This window comes from Stappia indica, from assembly GCF_001696535.1.
In the GTDB taxonomy this organism is placed as follows: Bacteria; Pseudomonadota; Alphaproteobacteria; order Rhizobiales; family Stappiaceae; genus Stappia; species Stappia indica.
In genome coordinates, this window is record NZ_MBQE01000002.1 from 386,947 (window position 1) to 409,972 (window position 23,026).

17 protein-coding genes are annotated in these 23,026 nt (G+C 60.2%); 4 read left to right on the forward strand and 13 right to left on the reverse strand.

Features of this window, described 5'->3' with window-relative positions:
* The first annotated feature begins 4 nt into the window (after nt 1-4).
* Nucleotides 5-1,426 (forward strand): exonuclease domain-containing protein, encoded by a 1,422-nt coding sequence (locus tag BBX35_RS09725; RefSeq protein WP_067219138.1) that lies wholly within the window; start codon nt 5-7, stop codon nt 1,424-1,426.
* Here BBX35_RS09725 and BBX35_RS22820 read toward each other — a convergent pair.
* The 9 genes from BBX35_RS22820 to BBX35_RS09765 all read right to left on the reverse strand — a co-directional run bounded on the left by BBX35_RS22820 (nt 1,423) and on the right by BBX35_RS09765 (nt 14,374).
* Nucleotides 1,423-2,133, reverse strand: a complete 711-nt coding sequence (locus BBX35_RS22820) for a M48 family metallopeptidase (protein ID WP_171901419.1) — start codon at nt 2,131-2,133, stop codon at nt 1,423-1,425. The genes BBX35_RS09725 and BBX35_RS22820 overlap by 4 nt on opposite strands.
* Nucleotides 2,123-5,356: a type I restriction endonuclease subunit R gene (locus BBX35_RS09735; protein ID WP_067219142.1), complete on the reverse strand. Its 3,234-nt coding sequence runs from the start codon at nt 5,354-5,356 to the stop codon at nt 2,123-2,125. The genes BBX35_RS22820 and BBX35_RS09735 overlap by 11 nt, the downstream gene beginning before the upstream one ends.
* The gene (locus BBX35_RS09740; protein ID WP_067219143.1) at nt 5,353-7,008 is read right to left on the reverse strand and encodes a DUF6119 family protein; all 1,656 of its coding nucleotides are present in this window, start codon (nt 7,006-7,008) and stop codon (nt 5,353-5,355) included. The genes BBX35_RS09735 and BBX35_RS09740 overlap by 4 nt, the downstream gene beginning before the upstream one ends.
* Nucleotides 7,005-8,294: a hypothetical protein gene (locus BBX35_RS09745; RefSeq protein ID WP_141687845.1), complete on the reverse strand. Its 1,290-nt coding sequence runs from the start codon at nt 8,292-8,294 to the stop codon at nt 7,005-7,007. Before BBX35_RS09745 ends, BBX35_RS09740 begins: the two co-directional genes overlap by 4 nt.
* Before the next feature lie 50 nt (nt 8,295-8,344).
* Nucleotides 8,345-9,520, reverse strand: a complete 1,176-nt coding sequence (locus tag BBX35_RS09750; RefSeq protein WP_067219146.1) for a restriction endonuclease subunit S — start codon at nt 9,518-9,520, stop codon at nt 8,345-8,347.
* Nucleotides 9,517-10,455, reverse strand: coding sequence for a GIY-YIG nuclease family protein (locus tag BBX35_RS09755; protein WP_083206174.1), 939 nt, complete (start codon nt 10,453-10,455; stop codon nt 9,517-9,519). Before BBX35_RS09755 ends, BBX35_RS09750 begins: the two co-directional genes overlap by 4 nt.
* A complete protein-coding gene (locus tag BBX35_RS09760) occupies nt 10,445-11,998 on the reverse strand; it encodes a type I restriction-modification system subunit M (protein ID WP_067219148.1) in 1,554 nt (517 codons plus the stop codon). Before BBX35_RS09760 ends, BBX35_RS09755 begins: the two co-directional genes overlap by 11 nt.
* A gap of 10 nt (nt 11,999-12,008) precedes the next feature.
* Nucleotides 12,009-12,560, reverse strand: coding sequence for a restriction endonuclease subunit S domain-containing protein (locus BBX35_RS23410; RefSeq protein WP_141687846.1), 552 nt, complete (start codon nt 12,558-12,560; stop codon nt 12,009-12,011).
* A 254-nt stretch (nt 12,561-12,814) separates the two neighbouring features.
* Nucleotides 12,815-14,374, reverse strand: a complete 1,560-nt coding sequence (locus tag BBX35_RS09765; RefSeq protein WP_067219150.1) for a Fic family protein — start codon at nt 14,372-14,374, stop codon at nt 12,815-12,817.
* 178 nt (nt 14,375-14,552) lie between these two features.
* On the opposite strand from BBX35_RS09765, the gene BBX35_RS09770 reads away from it, so the two are divergent.
* Nucleotides 14,553-15,914: a hypothetical protein gene (locus BBX35_RS09770; protein WP_067219152.1), complete on the forward strand. Its 1,362-nt coding sequence runs from the start codon at nt 14,553-14,555 to the stop codon at nt 15,912-15,914.
* 219 nt (nt 15,915-16,133) lie between these two features.
* Nucleotides 16,134-17,096 (forward strand): hypothetical protein, encoded by a 963-nt coding sequence (locus BBX35_RS09775; RefSeq protein ID WP_067219155.1) that lies wholly within the window; start codon nt 16,134-16,136, stop codon nt 17,094-17,096.
* Nucleotides 17,097-17,111: 15 nt separating this feature from the next.
* Here BBX35_RS09775 and BBX35_RS09780 read toward each other — a convergent pair whose 3' ends face one another.
* Nucleotides 17,112-18,029 carry a nucleotidyl transferase AbiEii/AbiGii toxin family protein gene (locus BBX35_RS09780; protein ID WP_067219158.1) on the reverse strand — a complete coding sequence of 306 codons (918 nt, stop codon included), beginning with the start codon at nt 18,027-18,029 and terminating at the stop codon, nt 17,112-17,114.
* 2 nt (nt 18,030-18,031) lie between these two features.
* The gene (locus BBX35_RS09785; protein ID WP_171901420.1) at nt 18,032-18,718 is read right to left on the reverse strand and encodes a type IV toxin-antitoxin system AbiEi family antitoxin domain-containing protein; all 687 of its coding nucleotides are present in this window, start codon (nt 18,716-18,718) and stop codon (nt 18,032-18,034) included.
* 446 nt (nt 18,719-19,164) lie between these two features.
* Between BBX35_RS09785 and BBX35_RS22825 the strand changes: the two genes are divergently transcribed.
* A protein-coding gene (locus BBX35_RS22825) for an IS5 family transposase (RefSeq protein ID WP_088946071.1) occupies nt 19,165-19,919 on the forward strand; the annotation gives its coding sequence in 2 pieces (ribosomal slippage) (nt 19,165-19,498 and nt 19,498-19,919; 756 coding nt in all).
* 188 nt (nt 19,920-20,107) lie between these two features.
* Here BBX35_RS22825 and BBX35_RS09800 read toward each other — a convergent pair.
* A complete protein-coding gene (locus BBX35_RS09800) occupies nt 20,108-20,587 on the reverse strand; it encodes a DUF411 domain-containing protein (protein WP_067219164.1) in 480 nt (159 codons plus the stop codon).
* Nucleotides 20,588-20,626: 39 nt separating this feature from the next.
* Complete coding sequence (locus tag BBX35_RS09805; protein WP_067219167.1) at nt 20,627-22,960, reverse strand: heavy metal translocating P-type ATPase; 2,334 nt, start codon at nt 22,958-22,960, stop codon at nt 20,627-20,629.
* Nucleotides 22,961-23,026: the final 66 nt, after the last annotated feature.

Sequence of the window (23,026 nt, forward strand, 5' to 3'; positions counted from 1 at the left end):
CGCAATGGGGTTCGTATTTTTCGACACGGAGACAACGGGGCTCAGGCACGGCTTCGATCAGATTGTGCATTTCGCAGCGATACGAACTGACAATGATCTCAACGAGGTCGGCCGGTTTGAGGCGCGCTCGCGCCTATTGCCACACGTCGTTCCTCACCCCGCAGCGCTGCTGACGAATGGCCTGCCAATTGGACGCCTCAACGACGACGGTCTCCCCTCACACTACGACATGGTTCGAGCCATTCGGCGAACTTTACTGGACTGGTCCCCCTCGGTTTTCGTCGGCTACAACTCAATTCGGTTCGACGAGGAGATGCTGAGACATGCGCTGTTTCAGACCCTTCATCCAGCGTTCCTAACAAGTAGCCACGGAAATTGTCGCGCCGACGCATTGGGCCTAGTGATGGCGGCGTCAGCTTTATCTCCGCCCTGCCTATCGGTTCCTATAGGACCAGAAGGGCGTCCGGTCTTTCGCCTGGACCAGCTTGCTCCGGCAAACGCAGTCGCTCACGACAAGGCTCACGACGCCATGGCTGACGTGGTCGCAACGCTCGGCCTTTGTCGATGCGTGCAAGAACGCGCTCCTGAGCTCTGGCAGCGTTTCGTGCGGTTTTCAAAGAAGGCCACCGTCGGGGATTTCGTTGACGCTGAGGACGGCTTCGTTCTTAGCGAATTCTTCAGCAACCAAGCATATCACACGCCGGTTGTCTGTCTGGGGCCCGATCCGCAGCAACCCAACGGCCGTTTGTGCTTGCGACTCGACATGGCCCACGCAGAACTTGCCTCGATGCCGGATGAGGAATTGCAGTCTTATTTATCGGCGAAGCCGAGTCCGATCCGCAGGCTTAGGATCAATGCCGCGCCCACGCTAACCGCGCTTTTTGATGCCCCTGAGCAGATGCTCAACGGCTGTGACATCAATGAACTGGAAGATCGTGCTCAGAGCATCAAGGAAGATGTTGCTTTCTGTTCTCGAATGATCGCGAGCTACGTGGCCGCCAGAGAGCCACGTTCACCATCCGTCCATGTCGAGGAACGGATTTACGACGGCTTTCCCGGGCCGGATGACGAGAATCGCATGGCGAGCTTTCACACCGCGAACCGGCAGGATGCGTTGGCCATTGTTCAACAATTTAATGATGACCGGCTTCGAATCTTTGGCCTTCGGTTGATCTATATGAGAGATCGCTCGGTCTTGCCGAGCGAAATCAGACTTGCCGCCGAACGCGATCTGACTGACCGGCTGGTTGATGTCGCGGCCGGTGGTTTCACCCTTCATCAGGCCCTTCAGGAAACCGAAAATCTGCTGGACGGCGAGGAGGCCGACATAGATGGTATCCTGTCTGGCTACCGTGACTATCTCATCGAACGAATTGAACGTGTGACGGCGTTTCGCGCCAGGGAATTTGTGGCCGGGGCAGGCTAGACGAGACCAGTTTCCAAACGTCTCTTACGCTCGCGCCAATCGGGTAAGACCTTGTCCATCAGCCAACGCCACTTTGGACCGTGGTTAGGTTCAAGAGCATGCGCGACCTCATGCACAATGACATAGTCTATACACTGCACGGGTGCCCGAATGAGATCGATGTTTAGGATCAGATTACCTTTGGGCGTGTAGCTGCCCCATCGCTTTGTCATAGGGCGGATGAGTAGTTTGGGTGCTTGGATTCCTTCCGAGGTGAACAAGCTTGAGACCGCTTGAAGTCGACGTGGAAATTCGATGTGTGCTTCGAGCCGATAAAAGTGGTTGAGCAATGCGGCTTTATACGGAGCGCTCTCCGTATGTGGTGTTTCGATCACGATCCGATCGCCGCTCAGATAGATGCGAGAGGCTTCGGTTTCACGGACCCGAAGACGGTATTGTATACCCCGCAGGAGGTGTGTTTCGCCGCTGATGTACTGCCTAGGCGGAGTCCTTGGGCGATACTGCTCGAAGTCTTCGATTTGGGCGGCGATCCATCCACCTTTGCGGCGAACACGGTAATGAACCTCGTCATCGGCTGCGTCGAGCGGTGCTGTGACATGCACCGAACCGGAAGGCGCGACGGCGATTTTTAGCCGCCTCCGCTCATCCCGAGTGACGCGGTAGGTAATCCGTCGTCGCCCCCAATGAAAACAAGCTTCAGCGGACACGACCATCATCCTGCATGCGGACCCGTGCGGCCGAGAGCACCTCATTGACGATACTGTCCATCACGGCGGCGTCGAGGTCGACGCCGCCGTGGGCCATCACCTCATCGAAAAAGAAGTCATCGATTGCATTGCGCATGTCATTTTGAATGTCACGATCATGTTGCCATCCAACGCGCCGACGATTCTCGATGATCTCGGTTAGCGACAGCGAAATACGCACCGAAAGGCGGGGATCATCGATCCCCGCGCGGCGCAGTTCCTTTCTGGCAATCCCCCAGAACGCGGTTTCGTTGCCTTTGCCACGCAGCTGATGCGGCGTCGGATCGTCTTCATCGTCACGGGCGTCGAGCTTGTCGCGCTGCGTTCGGATACGTTCGAGATAAGCCTTCTCTTCGAGCCGACCGCGACGGAAGTCGTCGATGGTCTGGCGGATAAGTTTCGAAAACTTCTCGAAGAAGACAGGGTCCTCGTCCCACTTCTCCTCAATCGTCCGGAGCGTCCGGTGCGCAATTTCGTCCGCAATCGACGCATCCGAGCGCTTTTTCTCGCTCCGTGCCGCTTCGATTGCGCCATCGTCGAAGACGGCTAAGGGCTCGACGATCGTCGTGACCTCGTGTGCGGTGACGTGCTGGTCGAGCAAACCGCGCACACGTCGCTCGTAGTCGCTCCAGTCCACCGCGTCCGCGTAACGAGCCTTCACATGGGCGCGCAACGCGAGAAAGCGCCTTTCATCGGTTCGCCAGCGTTGCAGCCGATCCGCAGGTGTTTCCTCAATGAACACGCGGGAGCTGACAGCGACGGTAAGCGTGCGGGAGAATTCTGAGAGGCGGCGATAGAAGTCATCGCGCAGTGCATCGTCTGCGAGTTCTCGCGCGTAGGCTTCCTCGTCGTAGACGTTCGAAACGCCAACGAAGAGCTCTAGGAGTGCAGCGTGCTTCTGGGGAAGCGTACGCGCTTCATCAGCGATTGCGCTGACCGACTGCTGCAGGTCGGCTTCGTCGAAGTCCCGCAGCGCGTCGTTGGCCGTCAATGCCTCGCCGAGGTGACGAAGCACACCGCAGTAATCTATGATAAAGCCAAACGGTTTTTCAGGCGCGCCATCCTCGTCGAAAACACGATTGACGCGCGCGATGGCCTGCAAAAGACCGTGCTCGCGGAGCGGTCTGGCCATGTAAAGCACTGTGTTGCGCGGCGCATCGAAGCCGGTGAGCAGCTTGTCGACGACGATCAGGATGTCCGGTTCGCCGGGCCCCTTGAACTTTGAGATTATAGTCTTGTTGTAGCTCTCCTCGCCGCCGTGTCGCTCCATCATCCGGCGCCAGAACTTCACCACCTCGTCGTCAGATTCCTCGTCTATGGCGTGTTCGCCCTCGCGCTGATCCGGCCCAGAGATGATAACCTCCGAGGTCACCTCGCCGAACTCGTCAAGCAGCTTCTTCAGAGCGATCGCGTCGCGTTTGGACGGCGCGACGAGCTGACCTTTCAGCCTGTCAGACTGGAAGTTGTCCGCGAAATGCCGACTCACGTCGAACGCGATGCAGCGCAGACGTGCTGACACGCCCATGAGCGTCCGAGGGCGGCTCATCTTGCGTTTGAGATCGGCTTTCTGTGTTTCGCTGAGGCCGACGGTCACACGGTCGAACCAGGCATCGACCGCGTCTTCGTCGATATCCTCCTCGACGTGACGGCCCTCATAGAGCAGCGGCACGACAGCACCGTCCGCGACGGCATCCTTCATAGAATAGACCGGCTGCACGAGCGGTCCGAACTTGGTGAAGGTATTGCGCTCTTTCTTCGCAATCGGCGTGCCAGTGAAGCCGATCAAGCAAGCGCCCGGCAGCACGTCGCGCATCTTCTGGTGCAGGCTTTCCATGTCGCCGTACTGGCTGCGGTGGCTCTCATCGACGAGCAGGAAGATGTCCGTGCTTGCATCGACCACGCGGCGCTTGTTGAGCCCGGCCTTGAACTTGTGAACGAGGGTCGTGATGACCGGCGTCCTAGCTTCGATGAGTTCGACTAGGTGTTCGCCCGTCTTGGCGCGTTCGGGCGACAGGCCAGTCGCCGCGAAGGTCTTGTCGATCTGGTCGTCGAGATCGGTTCGGTCGGTCACCAGCACGACACGCGCTGTGGGAACACTCATCGCGAGAGACTTCGCGAGCATCACCATGGTCAGCGACTTGCCAGATCCCTGCGTATGCCAGACAACGCCGCCAGCGCGTCGTCCGCCGGCGTCGCGTGCATCGACACGCTTCAGCAGGTCCTTCACCGCGAAATATTGCTGATGGCGCGCCACCTTCTTCACACCGCCATCGAAGAGCGTGAAGCGGCGCGCGAGATCGAGGATGCGCTCTGGGCGGCAGAGACTTACCAGCATTTCGTCGAGCGGTGTGACGAAGCGGTCCCCCGCCTCACGCAGACCGTCATGCTTGCGGCGGTGGAGGCCGAAGTCCTGGAAGATCGCGTCCTGATCTGTTGTGTCGATCGCTCGGTTGACGACCTCCGCGACGTAATCGGGCGCGTCTTCGCGCTCGCGCCAGGCCGACCAGAACTTTGCCGGCGTGCCAACGGTCGCGTAGCGGGGCTCATGCGAATTCGCGGCGATGAGCAGCTGCGCCGTGAAGAACAGGTTTGGCGCACCGAGATCGGGCTTCTGATTGCGCAGATGCTGGCTGATGCCTTGCGCGACCTTTTCCTGGCTCCGCTTCACCTCGATGACGGCGAAGGGAATGCCGTTTACGAACAGAACGATGTCGGGGCGGATGCTCGCGCCCTCCGGCCAGTCGACCGGAAACTCACTCGTCATATGGAAGGCGTTCGCCCGTATACTGTCCGCGTCGAGGCCCCAATTGATGTAGCGGAACGGCCATTCGCGCGACTGGCCATCCACCGTCTGCGGAAGCGCGACGCCAAGCTGGATCAGGTCGGTCTGGCGCTCATTGGTGCGCATCAACCCATCGAAGCGGACATCCTTGAGACGTTCGACGGCCGTCTCGATGTTCCCCTCCGAGAAGGCATGCGTGCGGCCGCTGGCGCGGATGCGGTTAAGCGCTGCAAGCTGAGTGCGCAGCGTGTCCTCAAGCAGGACGCCAGTGCGACGGTGCCTCCGCTGTCGATCGACCTCCGCGCGCGTGACATAGCGCCAGCCGAGCGCCGACAGCGTCATGAGCGCCTGAAGCTGCTCGCGACCAGCTTCGGAAAGGGAGAATTTCGGGCTTTCGGTCATTCTATGACCTCCGCATCTTCTCCAGCACCCTTCGCGGATCGTTTGGCTTTCGCCTTCGCGCCAGACTTCGGCTTCTCGATCCAGGCAAAAGCCCATTTGTAGCCAAGCGCGTGCAATTCGCGCGCAGCCTGGCGGAACGACACCAAGCTGAAGAAGGGGAGTTTCGGCTTATCAGATGCAGCAATGACGCTGTAGACGACGGTGAAATCACCACGGGTGAAGTCATTCCCGGAATTCGGAATGATGTCCTCGTAGCCGGTCTGTCCGGTTTCAGCCTGGACCGCGATCACTTCGTTCCGAACGCTGTCGCGCGACGGCGGGTCGGTCGCGAGGACGCGTGCGGAGACGGTCCCCTGGCTGAAAAGGTGACTGAGTCGAGACGAGGACGTCTTGTCCTTAACGTGGATCAGTTGACGCTCACGGCCGAGAAAGTCGCAGGCTTCGATCTTGCTCGCAGCACCTGTCGGCTTGATGAGCCGACGGTCTAAGCAGATCATGTCCGCATCCAGACCGGCGACGCGCTTGTTGTAGGTCTCTTCTGTCTCGTCAGCCTCAGCGGCAGGCATGTCGACCTTGCTTGTCGCGTCGAAAAACTCCTGAACCTCTTTGGCGAGGTTCTGATCTATCTGGTACCAGCGGCCTCCAGAGAAGACGTAGGTCGAGCCATCGAGTTCTGTTTCGAACACGATGCATTCCCGCAACTTCCATTTCCCACCACAGTCGTGGCCATCATCATCGACTTCGTGGACGGTGTGATTGCGGAGGTCCTCGTCCGAGTAGCCGGTTTTCTCGCGCTCCTTCAATGCGTCGAGGTAACCGGGCAAGTCGAGGTCGGCATAAAGCTGCCAGCTGCGAAAACCCTTGTAGCGGATGAGGCTTGATTTCTCAGGGTCATAAATGACCGGAAAGGCGAGGTGAATACCGTCGGTCTCGCCTTCGTCAACCGCCTTCGCCAACGCTTCGACCAGCTTGGCGTCCAGCTTGTCGATCAATTCTTGCTCACGGATGTGGCGAATCTGGTCGATCCAACCGAAGTCGGTCTTGTAATCGGTCTTCTGGTAGATTGCATACGCATCCGCACAGGCCCGGGCGAGCTCCGCGATCTCAAGCTTTCGGTTGAGCGTCAGGCCGTCGGTCCCCGCCACATAGGAGCCGAAGCCTGCATCCTTGGGCGTCCCCGCCAGACCACGGACAAGGTCACGCTCGATGTCGATGGCGAAGGCAGTCTGATCGGAGCCCCGGCTGGTCTGCGTACGGCGGGACAGAGTATTCTCATCCGGTGTCCGAACGTCCGCACTTTTTAACTGCTTCGGGTCAACGGCGTTGAGGACGACCCGCAGCCCAAAATCCTGCTCGAACGCCGCAGGATCAAGTTTGACGTGACCCATGCCAAAAGACACGGCGAACCAACGCCCTGACGCCTGGACGAACACGAGTCCGAAGGCTGTGTGGTTGAAGACCTTGTTCTTCTCGTCTTCTGACAATTCGAGGAACCGCGCCCATTTCGGCGCGCCGCCGCCGAGCGTTGCCAATGAAATGAGTGCGCCTTCCAGCTTGTCCCATGGTGTTAGGTCTACACCGTCGCGAACTGCGTCAGCGGGGGCGAGGCCATCTCGCAAGAGGCGAATGGAAAGCTTCTGGGTATTACTCATTCAGCGGCCTCCATTTCGGACGCATGAGGAGGCGGGGTGTGCTTGATGGCGATCGTGACGGTCTTCCCGGTTTCCAGCACCTGCCGGACAATCTCGCTGAGTACAGCGGATTGCTCTATTGACGTGCCTACCCACGATCCGGCCACGAGCCCGACAAACTCCGAATTGTTGATTCGACGACCGACGTTCTTGAAGGTCAGAACCTTACCGCCGCGCGGCCCCGTGAATAGACCAGCGGCATCCGCTCGCTTCCATAAATCGAGAGGCAGATAGATACCCTTAAAGAGCCCTTTGTCGTCGGGGTTGAAGACAACGCGCGGACAGAACTTCAGGAAAAACGGGTTGTCCGAGAAGCGGAACCCATCAGGGTGCTCACCGCTTGGGAGCTTCCTGAGCTCCTCCAGTAGGGTCTCCATCCGCTTAACTTCGTCGCAGAACTGATCCTTCGCCTGCCAACGAAATTCGACCTCGTCTTCGCGCTTCTCCATCGCCTTGTATTGGACCATCACGAAGCTGCGGTAAGCTTCGTTGAAGTAGATGAGGTCGGCGCCGGTCTGTTGTTCGAGGGGCAGACGGTTGGCCATGATCACCGTCAACCGTTTCGACGAATCCTCTTCGCTCGCGAATACCTTCGAGCCGTAGTGGGTGGTCTCGCCCATAGCTTCAAAGCCCGGCACGGTCGAGAAGTCGGACAAAAGCATAGCATCTTCCCGAACCTGTGCGCCCGGGAGTCCATCAAGGAAGGATTGCTGTGAAGCGTCCGTCGGGGTCCACGCCAAAAGGTCGTCTCGCGACATGCCAGCAATCTCGAGTGCGAGGCCGAGCGTTTCCTTCTGGTAGGCGAGGTTTTCGCGGGCACGGGGCTCGAGCCGCCGCAGCGCTTGGGCGCGACGCTCGGAATAGCGCGCAAGGCGTGGGCTGACGGTCTCATCGAGTTGCGTGATACGATCAACAAAGGCGCCGAGCGACTTCGGCGGGAGCAGGCCGCCTGTTTCCAGGCGCTGCCTGACGTGCCGGGCAACGCGTATGTCGATGCCAGCAAGGATCTCATCGAAGCTCACGGGCCGCTTCAGAGGCTCGAGATCTTCCAGATTGAGCCGAACGAGGCCGGTGCCTGCAGACTGACCTTTCCTCCCTTCGGCAATGTGTGTGATGTAGCCGTCCTCGAACGAGGCGAAGACGGCAAGAGGCGCGCGGCGGCTGTGGTCGAAGCGGGGAACAGGTTCCGATACAAAGGGTTTCGAGCGGTAGAAGGTTCCACCGTGCTCAGCCTCGTAGAGAAGCAAGTCCCTTCGATCAGCGGGTACGGGGAGTATATAGCCACCAGCCGCTACCATTACTCAGCAGCCTCTTGTACGCCGCGCGCATCACCGCCTAAGTGAGACTGCATCAAGCTACGCTTCTGTTCCTTCAGGCGCTTCGAGCAAGCTCTTAAAATATCAATCTCGTCATCGAGCTTCGCCAGCGCTGCGCCGATGGCGGTACGCTTGTCGGGAGGTGGCGCTGCTACCTCCAGGCCTCGCAACTCTGTTCTTGAGAATTCCTGAAAGGTGCTGCCGGCAGAAATGCGTAGCAGACGCCGTTTGAGGGCACGGATCATGTAGTAAAGGAAAAGGGTGTCATCCGAGCGGTGAGGGATCAGGCTCTGGAAACCTTGATTGGTGCTCATTGGCAACGTGTTTATGGCGCATTCACCAACGCTCGCACGGCTGCACAGAACAATACTCTGCGAAGGCAGCAGATTGGCTGAAGACGCTTTGAGCCCCTCGGCCGTGATCATCCTTTCGGTCGCACTTATGTAGCGGGTCGGGAGGTCGGCGAGATCCGTGGGCGTGCACCAAGGGATGTCGCCGGCCCAAAACGCGGGATTGGCCGTTGACGGCGTTCCACCGCCAACAACTTCCGCAAGCTCGGACATCGAACACGGCTCCCAGTCGATCCCCAAGTTTCCGTCCTCGTTAATCGCAGGAGCATAGATCGACTGGCTTAGCCCAAAGTGAAGTCGTCGCTTAGCGTCAATCAGGGCGTCGGATTGCGCGATGGCACGATCCCAAGTGTCGAGGATGCCCGCAATCCGACGCTGTTCAGTCAGCAGGGGTGGCGATGCCGGAATTTGGCAGAAGTCGTCTGCATATAGACGAAGACGGTCTTCGGTGAGGCCATAAGAGTAGGCCCAAAAAAGATGGATCATCCGCGCCGATTTGAACCAGTGTGCGGCGAAACGGCTGTCGATCTTCTCTCTGGGCTCGACCACGACATACGCCGGGCTGACGATCCCGTCTTTCTCCGCCCGCCCGAAGGCGCCCTGCCACATCCGCATCATGTTGTAGGCGATGTCGCCTTCTCGGACCCGCAGGTGTTCTTCGGGTGCGAGGTTCGTCTCCATTTTCCGGTCGAGGTCAGCCCGGTCGACCAGCCCGTCATTCATGGTGACAGAGAGCGTGGGCAGACCTGCCTCTCCCTTCTCCTTCCGAACCCGGAAGAAGTCTCCAAGCGTCGTGGAGACACTCATTCCTCGCCTCCCTGTGCCTGCGCGAGCTGCTGCTGACGCCAGTCCTTGTAAGTGAGCCCGTCGCCCTCGCGCCGCCAGGTCGCGGGGCCGCTGATGTTTCCTCCGTAGACGACGGCGGCAGCTCCAGACGGCGAGGAGAAGGCGACATCGCGGCCGAAGGTATAGTGCTGGCCATCGGCGGTCCTCACCAGGACGCCGTCCTCGACGAGCTGGCGGCGCTGATCCTTTGCACCATCATGGATGGTGTTGGTTTCCTTCACCCGCGCCAATGAACCGGCGAGCACGACGAATTCGCCACCAGCCTCGCGCGCCCGGGCATCGGTGCCGGCCTCAGTGAACGTGAAGATCGGTTCGTCCGCGCGCGCCGGACTGTCAGCATCGCCGCTTTCCGCAGCGCGGCGCAGAACATCGAAACCAAGCACAGGCAGCAAGATTTCGATTTCAGACAGGAAGCCTTCCATGTCGGCGATTTCGGGTTCCGGCAGCCCCTTGAAATCGGGCTCGGTCCCGTTGACGAGAACCGCGCGCGAAGCTGCCCGGATCAGCGCCATGATGCGCGCTTCTAGATAACGTCCGTGTGCCTTGGTGAGATTCTCGTCCTTGGAAACGATCAGGCAGACGCGGGTGAAGAACTGCTTGGCGTCGTCAGAGTCATGGCTCGCGAGCCGCGTGCGGACGCTGTCGCTTTCACCGACATAGACAAGCGTGCGAGCGGTATTGTCCGGGTCCGGACCCATCAGGAGGTACACACCGGTACGCGAGGCTTCCTCGCGCTTGATGAGGTCGGGCAGCGCCGTGCGCGGCGCGACGACGGCCTTGCCCGACCAGTTCCCAAGCTCGGCCGTGATCACACCCGTCGGCGAGCCGTCGACGAGAAAAAGCTTCAGTGTGCGCCCGATGCGCCGCGCACGGTAATTTGCAGCGTCAGACTTCAATGCCGAGCTCCTTCAGATAGCGGTTCATCTCGGCGCGGGTTTCGGCGAGTTGCCGGTCAAGCTCGCGGATCTCGTTCTGGACCGCCTGGATGTCGATCTCCGGCTCGGGCTCGAAGGTATCGACGTAGCGCGGGATGTTGAGGTTGAACTTGTTGCGCTCAATCTCCTCGAAGGAGGCACGATGCGAATAGCGCTCAATCTCGCGGCGCTCGCGCGCGGTTGAGATGATTTTAGCCACGTCCTCGTCACGGAGGTGGTTCTGGCGCTTTCCGGAGCCAAATTCGCGGCTGGCGTCGATGAAGAGCACGTCGCGCTCGCTCTCTCTTGCACCGCTAGCCTCGCGGGCGCGGTCAAACACCATGATACAGACCGGAATGCCTGTCGTCGGGAAGAGTTGGGCAGGCACGCCGACGACCACGTCCAGGAGATTGTCGCGGACGATGCTCTCGCGGATGCGACCTTCTGCGCCGCCCCGAAAGAGAACCCCGTGCGGCGCGACGACGGCGACCCGCCCTTCACCAGGGCGGGCAATCGCCAGCATGTGCAGGATGAAGGCGTAGTCGCCTTTGGACTTTGGCGGCACCCCTCGCGCAAAGCGCCGGAACGGATCATTCTCGGCGTTCTCAGCTCCCCATTTGTCGAGGCTGAACGGCGGATTGGCGACGACGGTGTCGAAGCGCATCAGGTGATCGCCTTCGAGCAGGGTCGGGCCGTTGATCGTGTCGCACCAGCGGATGTCCGCGGCGTCACGTCCGTGCAGGAACATATTCATACGGGCTAGCGCGACGGTCTGGCCATTCGCCTCCTGCCCGTAGAGTCGAAAGTTGTTCGTCCCGACCTCTTCGCCGGCGCGCAACAAGAGCGAGCCCGAGCCACAGGCCGGGTCACAGATCAGCGCACCGTCTTTCGGAGCGGCGAGCTTGGCGACGACTTCGGAGACCTTGCGCGGGGTGAAAAACTCGCCGGCCTTTTTGCCCGCATCCGCCGCGAACTGCTCGATGAGATAGATATAGGCTTCACCGATCGCGTCTTCGCTGACGGTGCTGAGATTGAGGCTCGGCTTGGCGAAGTCCTCAAGCACATTCTTCAGGCGGCGGTTCCGGTCCTTGGTCTGGCCAAGATTGATCTCGGAATTGAAATCGATATTGCGAAAAACGCCGTTGAGCTTCGGCTCGTTCGCCTGTTCTATGGCGTCGAGCACCATGTTGATCAGTTCACCGACATTATCGCGATTGCGGCGCTCGTAGAGGCTGTCGAAGCTCGAGAGGAAGGTCTCGACGACCTCGCCCTTTTCATTGCGGTACTCGATCTCCTTGAGCTTGAAACGTTCGCGCTCAAGGCGGCGACGGATGCGGAGGTCGCGCTGGGGGTGGTCGCGGAATTCCTCCAGCATTTCCTGATAATGCTTGTTCCAGACGTCGCTGATGTACTTCAGGAAGAGCAACGCAAGAATGTAGTTCTTGTATTGCTCGGCATCGATGACGCCACGAAACGTGTCGCACGCCGCCCATACCGCATTGTTGATGTCTTCTGGTCTGGTCATGGGGGCGTTCCTATGCGGGTGTTCTGAGCAAGCGTGAAATGAGGGCGGCGTTGAGTTTTGCCTCGGCGGCCAGGCGCTGGCGCAGAAGCCTCTCGCAGTCTGCCGCGAGGATGCCGAGCCGTGCGATACGGCGTTGTTTTTCCATAGACGGAAGGGGCAGGAGGACGTCGTCCAACGCCTGCTTCGGAATGCGAGGCAAAGCTCCTGCTGTTGCCGAGGCTTTCAGTTGCCGGACAGCGGCAATGTCATTGAGCGCAATAAACAGGAAGTCAGGATCAACACGCCGGATTGCAGGTCGGACCAGGTAGACATCAAGTCCAACAAAAGCCCCGATCATGTCCGGCGTTGGACGAAATGCAGCGAGCTGATCGCCACGTGACGGCACAAGAAGATCGTGCACAGCAATACGCGTCGCCCGCCTTGCTTTTGGCGCCGCCCCCCGAAGAAACTCACTATTGTAATCACGCAAATCCTTGATCTGAACGTATACCGCTTCTCGGTCGGCGCCCTTCGGCGGAAGGATGCCGCTAAAAACTTCCGCGATTTCGCTCAGATGCTTCATCTGGGTGTTATGCGTCTAAAAACGGCCCGCATCAAGAAAAATCGTATGAGGCCATCTCATACAGACTTTCTTATATCGATCCGATTGGGCTTGATACGAAGCTGGCCGACGTTCGACCGGTACGATAGTCCGAGGGCTAGGATCCTACGCTCTGTTCCAGAATATCCGCGCCAAGTGCGGATATCGTGACATGGTTCACGACCCAGCGAGGTGCTGCGCTGTCGTTCAATGCTCTACGATTCGCTGGATGAGGGTCACGATTCTATCCTGTATTTGCCGTCGAATCCGTCGAAGGCATCCGCGACAATTGCCTCAATCTGCTGAACCTCGTCGTCGCGCAATTTCTCAAACACGCCCGTTCGGCGGCGTTTGCTGAGCGAACCGCCGTTCTGACGGATATGCAGGATGACGTCCTGGGCCATGCGGTCGGGCATTTCGACCAGGTTCATGATGGCGACCAGCGCCTGATCTCGGCACTTGAGATAGTCGATCTCGCGCGGCAGATCGATCTCGACGGTTCGCTGCACGCAGCTAAAGAGGAACTCGGCCTCCACTGTGCAGTCGAAATAGCGGTAGAAGTCCGCCGTGTCGTTTGTGACTTCGACATTGTGGTTGGGCAGCGCGCGCCAGTCGATGAACTCCATCAGAGAACCGGAGTGCCGCTTCAGGGCCGCGGCATAGTCGTCGATGCGATCCAGCATGACGGCCGAGACGGGAAACACCATGCCTGGCGGAGTGTATTTGCGCTCGGCGAGCACATGGTGGATGAGACAGCGGTGCAGGCGCCCGTTGCCGTCGGCCAGCGGATGCACGTAAACAAACCCGAATGCAATTGCCGCAGCCTGCAGGACCGGATCGACGTCTGAGGTCCGCAGCCTGTTATTGCACTCATTGAGGCCGGTCATGATGTCGGGAACATCCTGAGGCCGGGCTCCGATGAACTCGGGCATCGGATCATGGTTGTGGTCCCGCTCCCCCAGAAATACGCCCTCGCTGCGATATCCGATCTCGGTGAACCGGTCGTCGCCGATCAGGATGCGGTGCAAACGGTAGATTTCTTCTCTGTTGAGCGGACGCTTGCCGGCTTCGAGTACGGCACGTCCCCAGCGTTCGAGCCGATTGGCTGGCGCGCGTTCCCCCTCGATCTCGAAGCTGGCGCGGCTGTCGGCGAGAAGGAGAAAGCTTGCAGCCCGGGAAACGACATGGGTGCCCGTTCGCCCTATCGTCTCCTGCGCCTTATGCGAAAGGTCGAGGGCCAGAAATGCTTCCAGCTTTTCGGTACGCCTGATGATCGGACAGAACGCGCCCGTGCCGAGCAGATTGTTGCGCACACGATGGCGCAGGGACAGCAAAGCGGGACCGGTGAAATAGACTTCGGGATCGAGTGCATCGACGGCGGTGACTGTGGGAGCGTCGTCGATGTCGAGGCGCTTGCCACTCAGGGTTTCGTAAAAGAACCACACGCGCCGCGTCACCGCGCCGGTCGGTGTTCGCTGGATGAAGTCTATGAGGTCTTGTTCCGGCAACGCATCGAGGATGCGCTTGAGCACCAGAAGATCGATCGGCTCATGGCGCAGGGCAAAGCCGAGATGCCCATCCAGAGTGTCGTCCGGCTGATATCGCTTGTCATAGACCTCCCAGATGCCCTCTCCCCGGCGGTTGCCGCGCACATGCCGTTCGGAAATACAGGCAGGGTTCCTCACGGGCGCCTTCACGTCGAGCGCGTGGACAAGCCCAGCCCACCCTGCGAGCCGCGTGCCCTCTGGAACGGGCTCGTTCTGAAAATGGGCGGGCTTCCCGATGTCCAGCTTCATGTCGGCTTTCTCTCATGATTGTCGAAAGGCGATCATGTAATCGCGCATCTGTCGAAATGAATTTACAGTTCAAAGATTGAAAATCAATCACCAATGTCGAAAATCGCTCACGAAGGGACGTGGCTGTCGATAACAAGGCGAAACATACCCGCTGACCATTGACCAGAAAGGAGCCAAAATGCCGTCAAAAGAGCTCTCGCGCGAGGAACTGTTCGCGCTGGTTTGGGAGAAGCCGACGCAGGAGGTGGCTAGGGAACTTGGCGTTTCGGATGTCGCCATCGCCAAGCTGTGCGCCCGCCGTCAGGTTTCCAAACCGCCGCGAGGCTACTGGGCCCGGGTTCAATCCGGGCAGACTCCCAAACGTCCGCCACTTGCCGCGTTTCGGGAGGAGGTTGATCGCAAACGCCGGGAAACGGCGCGTGCGAAAACAACTGGATCACTGTCGAAATTGCAGCAGCAATTCTACGAGGCTGCGCTCAAAGAGTTGGCCGCTCGTGGTGTGGATTTGGGTGGGAGTGGGACACGCGGGGCCAGGCTGCCCGTACTCCACCCCGATCTCGCCGCGCAGATCCTGCTCCTCATTCAAAACCGCGGGCACCACTGGGTCATGGAGGGGCGAGTCGCCGCCAACTGGAGCCACTCGGTTCAATCCAGTGCGACCAGTCTGGTTGGAAAGCTCCTGCCACTTGCACGGCCACAGCTCTTGATATTCGAGAGCGATCGCGAGCCCTCGCGATACACGGCAAATGGCCCTGCCGTCTTCGTACGTCTGACGGCACACCTGCAGGAGAGGATTGCCTCTCTGGTGCGCATCGTCCGGGACCAGAAACTAGACCACGTGGTCATGCCGCTCATGGCCGCGGATCACGCGTGGTCGGCCCGGTATCTTTATGCGCCGGCAGCGCATGCTTTCTTGGACAGTACCTTGTGTGTTTCGGCCACCGAAGTCTGGGTGCAAAGTGCTCGGCGAGCGTGGCGCGACGAGGATCCGCCTGAGCGGGTCGCCACCGGCAGACTCAAGCTGCGCGAAATTATGCCGATCGATTACATGCCGGTTCGGGAAATCGAGCTGCCTCCGAGCGTTTCCCGAGCCACCGTGAAACCCTACCGAGAGCGTCTAGAGGGATTGCTCGAGGCCGATCGCGTATACGAGATGATATCTCACGCCACATACGCGATTGAACGGCAGGTCCCAGACGACAAGCTGTTGCTCGCGGACCGTATATGGTTCGGAAGGGAACGCCCGTTTCGGTCGGCTCGGGAAGCTTTGGCGCGCATTGAGGATGAATTGGCCGACTGGGAGACGGAGTTGGAAGCCGAGCGCTCTGCGCTGGCCCAGTCCATCCTGGGCATTGAAATCGAGGACATCGTGGCAGCGGAAAATCGCGGGCGCTTCCTACGCCTTTCCGTCACGGGAGTTACCCTCTACGCAAGCGATAAGGGCGCCACCTTCATCATCAGCGGCACGCGGTTTCGCAAAGATGGCACGTTGGGCAAACTGCAGGACACGTTGAATCTGCATTTTGAAGACGGCAGATAGAAGTCTGTTTGCCCAACAGTTCCGGTTTGCAGCCTTCGATCTTCCACTCCAGCACTACGCCGCCAGAAGTCGCGAGAATGCCGGATGTCGCGCGGCTCTATGCCATCTTCTTGTTCCCCAGGCTGCGACGGCACGCTCGGCCAACGCTTCAACCGCGGTGACGCCCCGCTGCGCATAGTTTAGAATAGACCCTCCAAAAGCGGCGGGCCTACGGGGAACATGGCGGATATATTCGACAATGCGGTAACCTCGATTGTGCTCGGGATTGAAGACTTCCGGGAAGGTTCGGATGCGCGCATGCTGAGTGCGGCACGAAACTACTATGCAGGCCTGCTGCTATTGGGCAAGGAATGCCTCATCCGCGCCGCTCCTGAAGCCGATCCGATGGAGATCATTGGCGCGAAATTCGAGCCTGTTCCTGATGGCGACGGCGGCGTCGATCACGAAGTTGTCGGCTATTCGACGGTGGATCTCAGCCAGCTCAAGAATCGATTCAAGAAATTCGACCTGTCGTGGCCGGACGTGAATATCGATAAGCTACAGCGGTTCCGAAACAATCTTGAGCACTATCATTTGGCAGAACCCGTCGGTGCATTGAAGGAGGCGATCGCCGCCTCATTTCCAATGATTATCGACTTCTTGGAAACGCTGAAGGAAGACCCACAAGATGTGCTGGCAGAAGTATGGGACACGATCCTTGAAGAGACGAATGCCTTCAACAGGGTCCAGCAGAGCTGCATAGACAGCCTCCTGCGCCTGAATTGGCCCGGTGAGGTCCAAAGGCTGGATCGTATATCTTGCCGCAACTGTGGCTCGTCGCTTATCGGGCAGGCTGACCGCGACAATGCTAACACCGAAGCGGCTGACGGCAAATGTTTTCAGTGCGGCCAAGAATACGATCAGCAGCAACTGGCTGAAATGGTGGTATCGGCGAGCTATGAGATTGATGCCTACTATGCCGCCAAAGATGGTGAATCGTCACCGGTTGCGATTTGCCCTGAATGCAACGCCGAGGCCTATGTGGAAAATGGAGAAGTCAGCGTCTGCTTTGCCTGCAAGGAAACGGTTGGCGGTGAATGCAGTCGCTGCAGCGCGGATATTACGGTTCATGAGTACAATCCCGAATATCCCGGCCTGTGCAGCTATTGCGCATACACTTGGGAAAAGGTGATGCGGGAGTGACCGGTGCTCTGGTCCTCACAGCCCCAGTTTCTCTTCCAACCTTGCCAGCAGGTCAGCGTGTTTGCGCGGGTTGGACTGCTTCAACCTGCGAATGTTCTCAAGCTTCCATCTCACGGCGGGCATGTGCTGCAGTGAGGGAAACGGCAGGAGGCTCCAGTCGGGTTCTCCCGCTTTCAGGCCGATGAGAAAATCCCGCTCCGTGCGTGTCAGGCTTTTGGGCAACTCCTCGAACAACCAGATGCGGGTTTCCTCAAGTGCTTCCAGGCCGACCTCATCCCGCGTCATGCCGACAAAGTCATTGCGATAGGTGGCCTCGAGCGGTTGCGGGTTCGGGGTCAGGATTTCGTTGATAGGGCGATTGTGGGCGGCAACATAGGCGACGAATGTCTGGCGTATGTCGGTGGTCAACCCTTCGTTCCGTCGTAGCAGCAGGCAATCGAACCAGTCGCGCGGGTGCTGCCGGTCCATCGCGGCGACAAGTTTGCTGCCATAGAGTTCCGCGGGCGCCAGGATCGGCAGCCTGAGGGTGCGCTTGAATTCATCCGCCGCCGATGCGCAGAGTTCGGCCGAACGCACAGGCAGCAGCGTGCCGCGGCCGACCGGGTTGACCTCAACCTTGACCTCGGAAAGACCGCGGCGCACAAACAGCTTGATATCGCCGGCGCCAGTTGATGCTTGCCGCCTGACGGCAAGTCCGCGCCGCTCCAGCTCGGTCGCTGCCTGATCCAGTGCCTGGGATATGGCGCCGAGCGCCTCCTCGCGCACGCGATCTCCGTGAATATAGACCACGTCGATATCAACCGAGAGCCGGGGCATGTCGCGGTGAAATAGATTGATGGCCGTGCCGCCCTTCATGGCGAAATCCCCACCCCTAAAAATGAGCGGCGCGACATCGAGCAGAAGCTGCACGGTCTCGAAATAGCGTTTATCCACGGTCAGGTCCTGATCGTGCCAGTTGCGTGGCGCCGTACATAGGGCGTGGCCGATCCAGTGTGGATCCGGGTCATGTCAAGTTCCTCCATGATGGGGAGGGAAGCCTGCTTGGCGAGGTTCAGGAAAAGCCGTACTGCCTTGACGCTGCGACAGCTTTCCAGAAGCGGTTGCATCAGCATTGCGCGCAGGCCGAACAGGCTTTCGACGAGGTGGGTGGCCTCTTCCAGCGTTTGATGTTGCGGGACCCCCCACAGCATTTCCAGAACGGCGCGTTCGGGTTCAGCAACCCGCAGACTTGCCATGTCGCGCCATGGCGCAACGCCCTGGACATGATCGTCAAAAAGGTGACGCCGCCGTACTGTGAGGGGAAAATGCGCCTGCATCCATTCAGGCAGGCGGAACGGGCTTTGCGCGAAAAGTTCGGTATCGGGGCGATTGGCAAGATTGTGCTGGTAGCCGTGCCAGGCGAGCGCCGTCTTGCCGCCGATATGGAAAGTGCCTGGCAAGGCCGCCAGGGAAAGGAGCAGTTCCGGTTCATCTCCGGCGCGCAGGAACCATCCGTGCCCCAGCCTGATGAGCCAACCCGCCTGAACGTAATGATAGGCCAGTTGCGCGGACACGCCCTGCTCGGCAAGCCAGGCCGCTGTCAGCGGCTGGCCCGGCCGGGCATGAGTCAGAACCTGTTTCAAAAGCCCATACTTTTCTAAAGCCATGCTATATATTTGGGCTTAAGTGCTGCGCTGTCAAGATGAGAAGTTTCAGAACGGATTCAATTTATAAAGTGTGGCTTTATAATTTCCGCTAGGACTGGATGATTCTGTTTCGGCCCTTTTTTAGCCGGAGACGGAAAGCCCATGGAGACGAAGGATGGGGAACAATGAAGCCGTTCCATCCCCGGCGAGCCAGACAGCGAATGTGCGCTTCAGAAAGTCGGCGTCCGGGCACACACCCGGTACACACACCTACGCTGCCAGGCTTCTCGAGAACAATCGGAGCCTGTAGCGTATATCCGGTAGGTGTGTGGATTGGCGGTAGCGGTCCTTAGACTCGATACCCTGGGGCGCCCGACAGCTAGGCTCAGGACCTATTAATTCCGATTGAGATGTGATTCACGGTCTTTGAGTAGGAGGTCGTGATGGGTGATTTGTTTTTGCTGAGCGAGCGCCAGATGGCGCGGATATCGCCGTTCTTCCCGCTGTCGCACGGAGTGCCGAGGGTCGACGACCGGCGGGTGGTGAGCGGCATCGTCTACGTGATCCGCAACGGGCTGCAGTGGAAGGACGCGCCAGCCGGCTACGGTCCGCACAAGACGCTCTACAACCGCTTCATCCGCTGGAGCCTGATGGGTGTGTTCGACCGCATTTTCGCCGGGCTCGCCGGCGAAGGACCCAAGCCCGAGCGCATCATGATCGACGCGACGCATCTGAAGGCCCACCGCACGGCGGCGAGCCTGCTCAAAAAGGGGATGTTCCCCGTCGTATCGGGCGAACCAAAGGCGGGCTGAACTCCAAGCTCCACACCGTCTGCGACGGCGACGGCCGGCCGATCATCCTGCTCCTGTCGGAAGGCCAGATGAGCGACCACAAGGGCGCCCGTCTCGTGCTCGACGCCTTGCCGTCAGCCTCTCATCTGATCGCCGATCGTGGCTATGACAGCACCTGGTTCCGCGAGGAACTCGAAGCCAAGGGCATCGAGCCCTGCATCCCGTCGAGCCGAAGCCGCAAAGTCCCATACGACTACGACAAGGCGCTCTACCGCCAGCGCCACAAGGTCGAGAACCTGTTCGCCAAGCTCAAGGACTGGAGGCGCATCGCAACCCGCTACGACCGATGCGCACACACCTTCTTCTCCGCCATCTGCATCGCAGCAACCGTCATCTTCTGGATATGATCAATGAGTCCTGAGCCTAGGTCACATGCTCATAAAGGGGGTTCCCTTTTGATGGGAGACATCTCGGCAACTGACCATTCCAACCCGTCGCAGAAGCGAAACAAGCGTCTGCGACGGAAGGCTATTTCAGTTGCCGCTGTCTTTAGCGCCACTGCCGCGCCTCCGGTCACTGTTTCGCCGGCCCGTCATCAAGCAGCAGCGTAGCTGGTGAAGATTTCGGTCGATCCGTCGCGCAGAATGAGGAACACGTCGTATGCCTCGCGCTCGTTCTCCGGCCCCATGCCAGGCGATCCGTAGGGCATGCCGGGCACAGCGAGGCCAACCACATCGGGGCGCTCATCCAGCAGACGGCGAATGTCGGCCACAGGGACGTGACCCTCGATCATGTAGCCCTCGACCCGCGCAGTATGGCAAGAGGCCATCTCCTGCGGAATGCCACTGTCCAGCTTGTAGCGCATGAGCGCGGTCCCGGCGCTGTGCTCGGTCGTGACCGCGAAACCATCATTTTCCAGGATCTCGATCCAGGCCGAGCAGCAGCCACAATTCGGATCCTTCATCACATGGATCGCCGGTCCGGCGCCTTGCGCCAGCGCCGCCAAGGGCGATGCAGCCAGCAGTGCAGCTCCACCGATCAGGAGCGTGCGGCGGGAAAAACTGTCTTGGATCATCTGATTTTCCTTTCGAGATTGCATGCGTGGACTGACAGGTCAGAGATCGACCCGTCTGAGCCGCAAGGCGTTGGTGATCACCGAGACGGAGGACAGGCTCATCGCCGCCGCCGCGATCATCGGCGAAAGCAGAAGGCCGATAACGGGGTAGAGCAACCCGGCCGCGATGGGCACGCCAAGCGCGTTGTAGGCGAAGGCGAAGAACAGGTTCTGCTTGATGTTGCGCAAGGTGGCACGGGCGAGCTTGCGCGCCCGCACGATGCCCATCAGGTCACCGCCCAGCAGGGTGATGCCCGCGCTTTCCATTGCAACATCGGCCCCGGTGCCCATGGCGATGCCGACGTCGGCAGCGGCCAGCGCAGGCGCATCGTTCACCCCGTCGCCCGCCATGGCGATCTTGTGACCCTCGCGCCGCAACTGGTCGATCAGATCCTTCTTGGCCTCGGGCAGAACGCCCGCGCGCACCTCGTCTATCCCGAGCTTGCCCGCCACCGCCTGCGCCGTGCGTTCGTTGTCGCCCGTCGCCATGATCACGCGCAGCCCTTGAGCATGCAGTTCGCGGATGGCCTGAGCCGTCGAGTCCTTTATCGGGTCGGCCACAGCCACGATTCCGACAAGCGCGTCGTCGACGGCAATGAACATGGCCGTCTTCCCTTCGGCGCGCAGAGCATCGGCCTTGGCTTCAGCCTCACCCGTTTCAAGCCCCATTTCCCGCATCATCGCCGCATTGCCGAGCGCCACCGCGCGTTCGCCGACTTTGCCGCGCACGCCCTTGCCGGTGACGGCATCGAAGTCCGCAGCCTCCTGACGCGGAGCGCCCTGCGCCTCGGCGCCCTCTACGATCGCTTCGGCCAGAGGGTGTTCCGAGCCGCGCTCCAGAGCTGCGGCCAGCGACAGCAGGTCGGCCTCGGGCAGTTCCGCCAGCGCCACGGTATCGGTCAGCTTCGGCTTGCCCATGGTCAGGGTGCCGGTCTTGTCGACGATCAGCGTATCGACGCCGGCCATGCGCTCCAGCGCCTCGGCGTCCTTGATCAGCACCCCCGCCTGCGCGCCGCGCCCCGCCGCCGTGGTGATCGAGATCGGTGTCGCCAGCCCAAGCGCGCAGGGACAGGCGATGATCAACACCGACACAGCCGAAGCGATGGCGAAGACAAGCGCGGGTTCCGGGCCGAAGATGAGCCAGACGACGAAGGCGACGATCGCTATCGCGACCACCGTCGGCACGAACACCGCCGACACCCGGTCGGCCAGACCCTGGATCGGCGCACGGGACCGCCGCGCGTTCGACACCATCGCGACGATCTGCGCCAGCACGGTATCGGACCCGACCTTGCCCGCCTCGATCACCAGGCTGCCGTTCTTGTTGATCGTGGCGCCGGTCACCGCATCGCCCGGGCCTTTTTCCACCGGCATCGACTCGCCAGTCAGCATGCTTTCGTCAAGCGATGACCGCCCCTCGATCACCAGCCCGTCTACCGGGACCGCATCGCCTGGCCGCACGCGCAGCCGGTCGCCCTCCACGATATTCTCCAGGGGCGCATCATATTCGGTGCCGTCGGGAAGGATGCGCCGTGCGGTCTTGGGCGCGAGGTCCAGAAGCGCCCTGATCGCGTCGCCCGTCCGCTCTCGTGCGCGCAGTTCCAGAACCTGGCCTACGAAAACCAGCGCCACGATCACGACCGCCGCCTCGAAATAGGTGCCGACGCCGTGGCCCATCCGGTATTGTTGCGGAAAGACGCCCGGCAGGAACGTCGCGACGATCGAGTAGAGGTAGGCCGCAGCAACGCCGAGGCTGATCAGCGTCCACATGTTGGGCGAGTGGTTCACGATCGAGTCCCAGCCGCGCCGGAAGAATGGCAAGGCAGCCCACAGGATGATCGGCGTGGCCAGCACGAATTCGAGATAGCTGGCGGTCTGGTGCCCGATCCAGTCGCGCACCGGCAGCGCCACCAGTTCGCCCATCGTCAGGATGATGAGCGGCACCGCCGCGGCAGCCGAGATCCACATTCGGCGGGTGAAGTCGGTCAATTCCTCGCTGGGCTCGTCCGAGGGCACCACCGGCTCGAGCGCCATGCCACAGATCGGGCAGGCTCCCGGTCCATCGCGGACGATCTCGGGATGCATCGGGCAGGTGTATTGGACGTTGGCCGGAGCGGCCTTCTTCCGCCCGGCGGCCCGGCCCGAGGCATAGAACCACGGATCCGCCTTGAACTTCGTCTGGCATTTGTCCGAGCAGAAATGGAAGGTCTCGCCCTCGAACTCGGCGTGACGCCCATCGGGCTTGACTGCGACCGTCATCCCGCAGACTGGGTCCTTTGCCGTCTCGCTCCCCGCCGGGATGTCGGGCGCCGCGTGATGATGATCGTGGTCCATATCCTGCCAACCTTTCCTGCCAACCTTTCATTTCTTGTTTCAGCTTACGCCTTCCAGAGACTGGAA

Excerpts from the sequence above, each read along its gene's own strand:
- BBX35_RS09725 (WP_067219138.1), top strand. The coding sequence starts at position 5 with ATGGGGTTCGTATTTTTCGACACGGAGACAACGGGGCTCAGGCACGGC.
- BBX35_RS09735 (WP_067219142.1), bottom strand. The coding sequence starts at position 5,356 with ATGACCGAAAGCCCGAAATTCTCCCTTTCCGAAGCTGGTCGCGAGCAG.
- BBX35_RS09740 (WP_067219143.1), bottom strand. The coding sequence starts at position 7,008 with ATGAGTAATACCCAGAAGCTTTCCATTCGCCTCTTGCGAGATGGCCTC.
- BBX35_RS09750 (WP_067219146.1), bottom strand. The coding sequence starts at position 9,520 with ATGAGTGTCTCCACGACGCTTGGAGACTTCTTCCGGGTTCGGAAGGAG.
- BBX35_RS09760 (WP_067219148.1), bottom strand. The coding sequence starts at position 11,998 with ATGACCAGACCAGAAGACATCAACAATGCGGTATGGGCGGCGTGCGAC.
- BBX35_RS23410 (WP_141687846.1), bottom strand. The coding sequence starts at position 12,560 with ATGAAGCATCTGAGCGAAATCGCGGAAGTTTTTAGCGGCATCCTTCCG.
- BBX35_RS09765 (WP_067219150.1), bottom strand. The coding sequence starts at position 14,374 with ATGAAGCTGGACATCGGGAAGCCCGCCCATTTTCAGAACGAGCCCGTT.
- BBX35_RS09770 (WP_067219152.1), top strand. The coding sequence starts at position 14,553 with ATGCCGTCAAAAGAGCTCTCGCGCGAGGAACTGTTCGCGCTGGTTTGG.
- BBX35_RS09775 (WP_067219155.1), top strand. The coding sequence starts at position 16,134 with ATGGCGGATATATTCGACAATGCGGTAACCTCGATTGTGCTCGGGATT.
- BBX35_RS09800 (WP_067219164.1), bottom strand. The coding sequence starts at position 20,587 with ATGATCCAAGACAGTTTTTCCCGCCGCACGCTCCTGATCGGTGGAGCT.
- BBX35_RS09805 (WP_067219167.1), bottom strand. The coding sequence starts at position 22,960 with ATGGACCACGATCATCATCACGCGGCGCCCGACATCCCGGCGGGGAGC.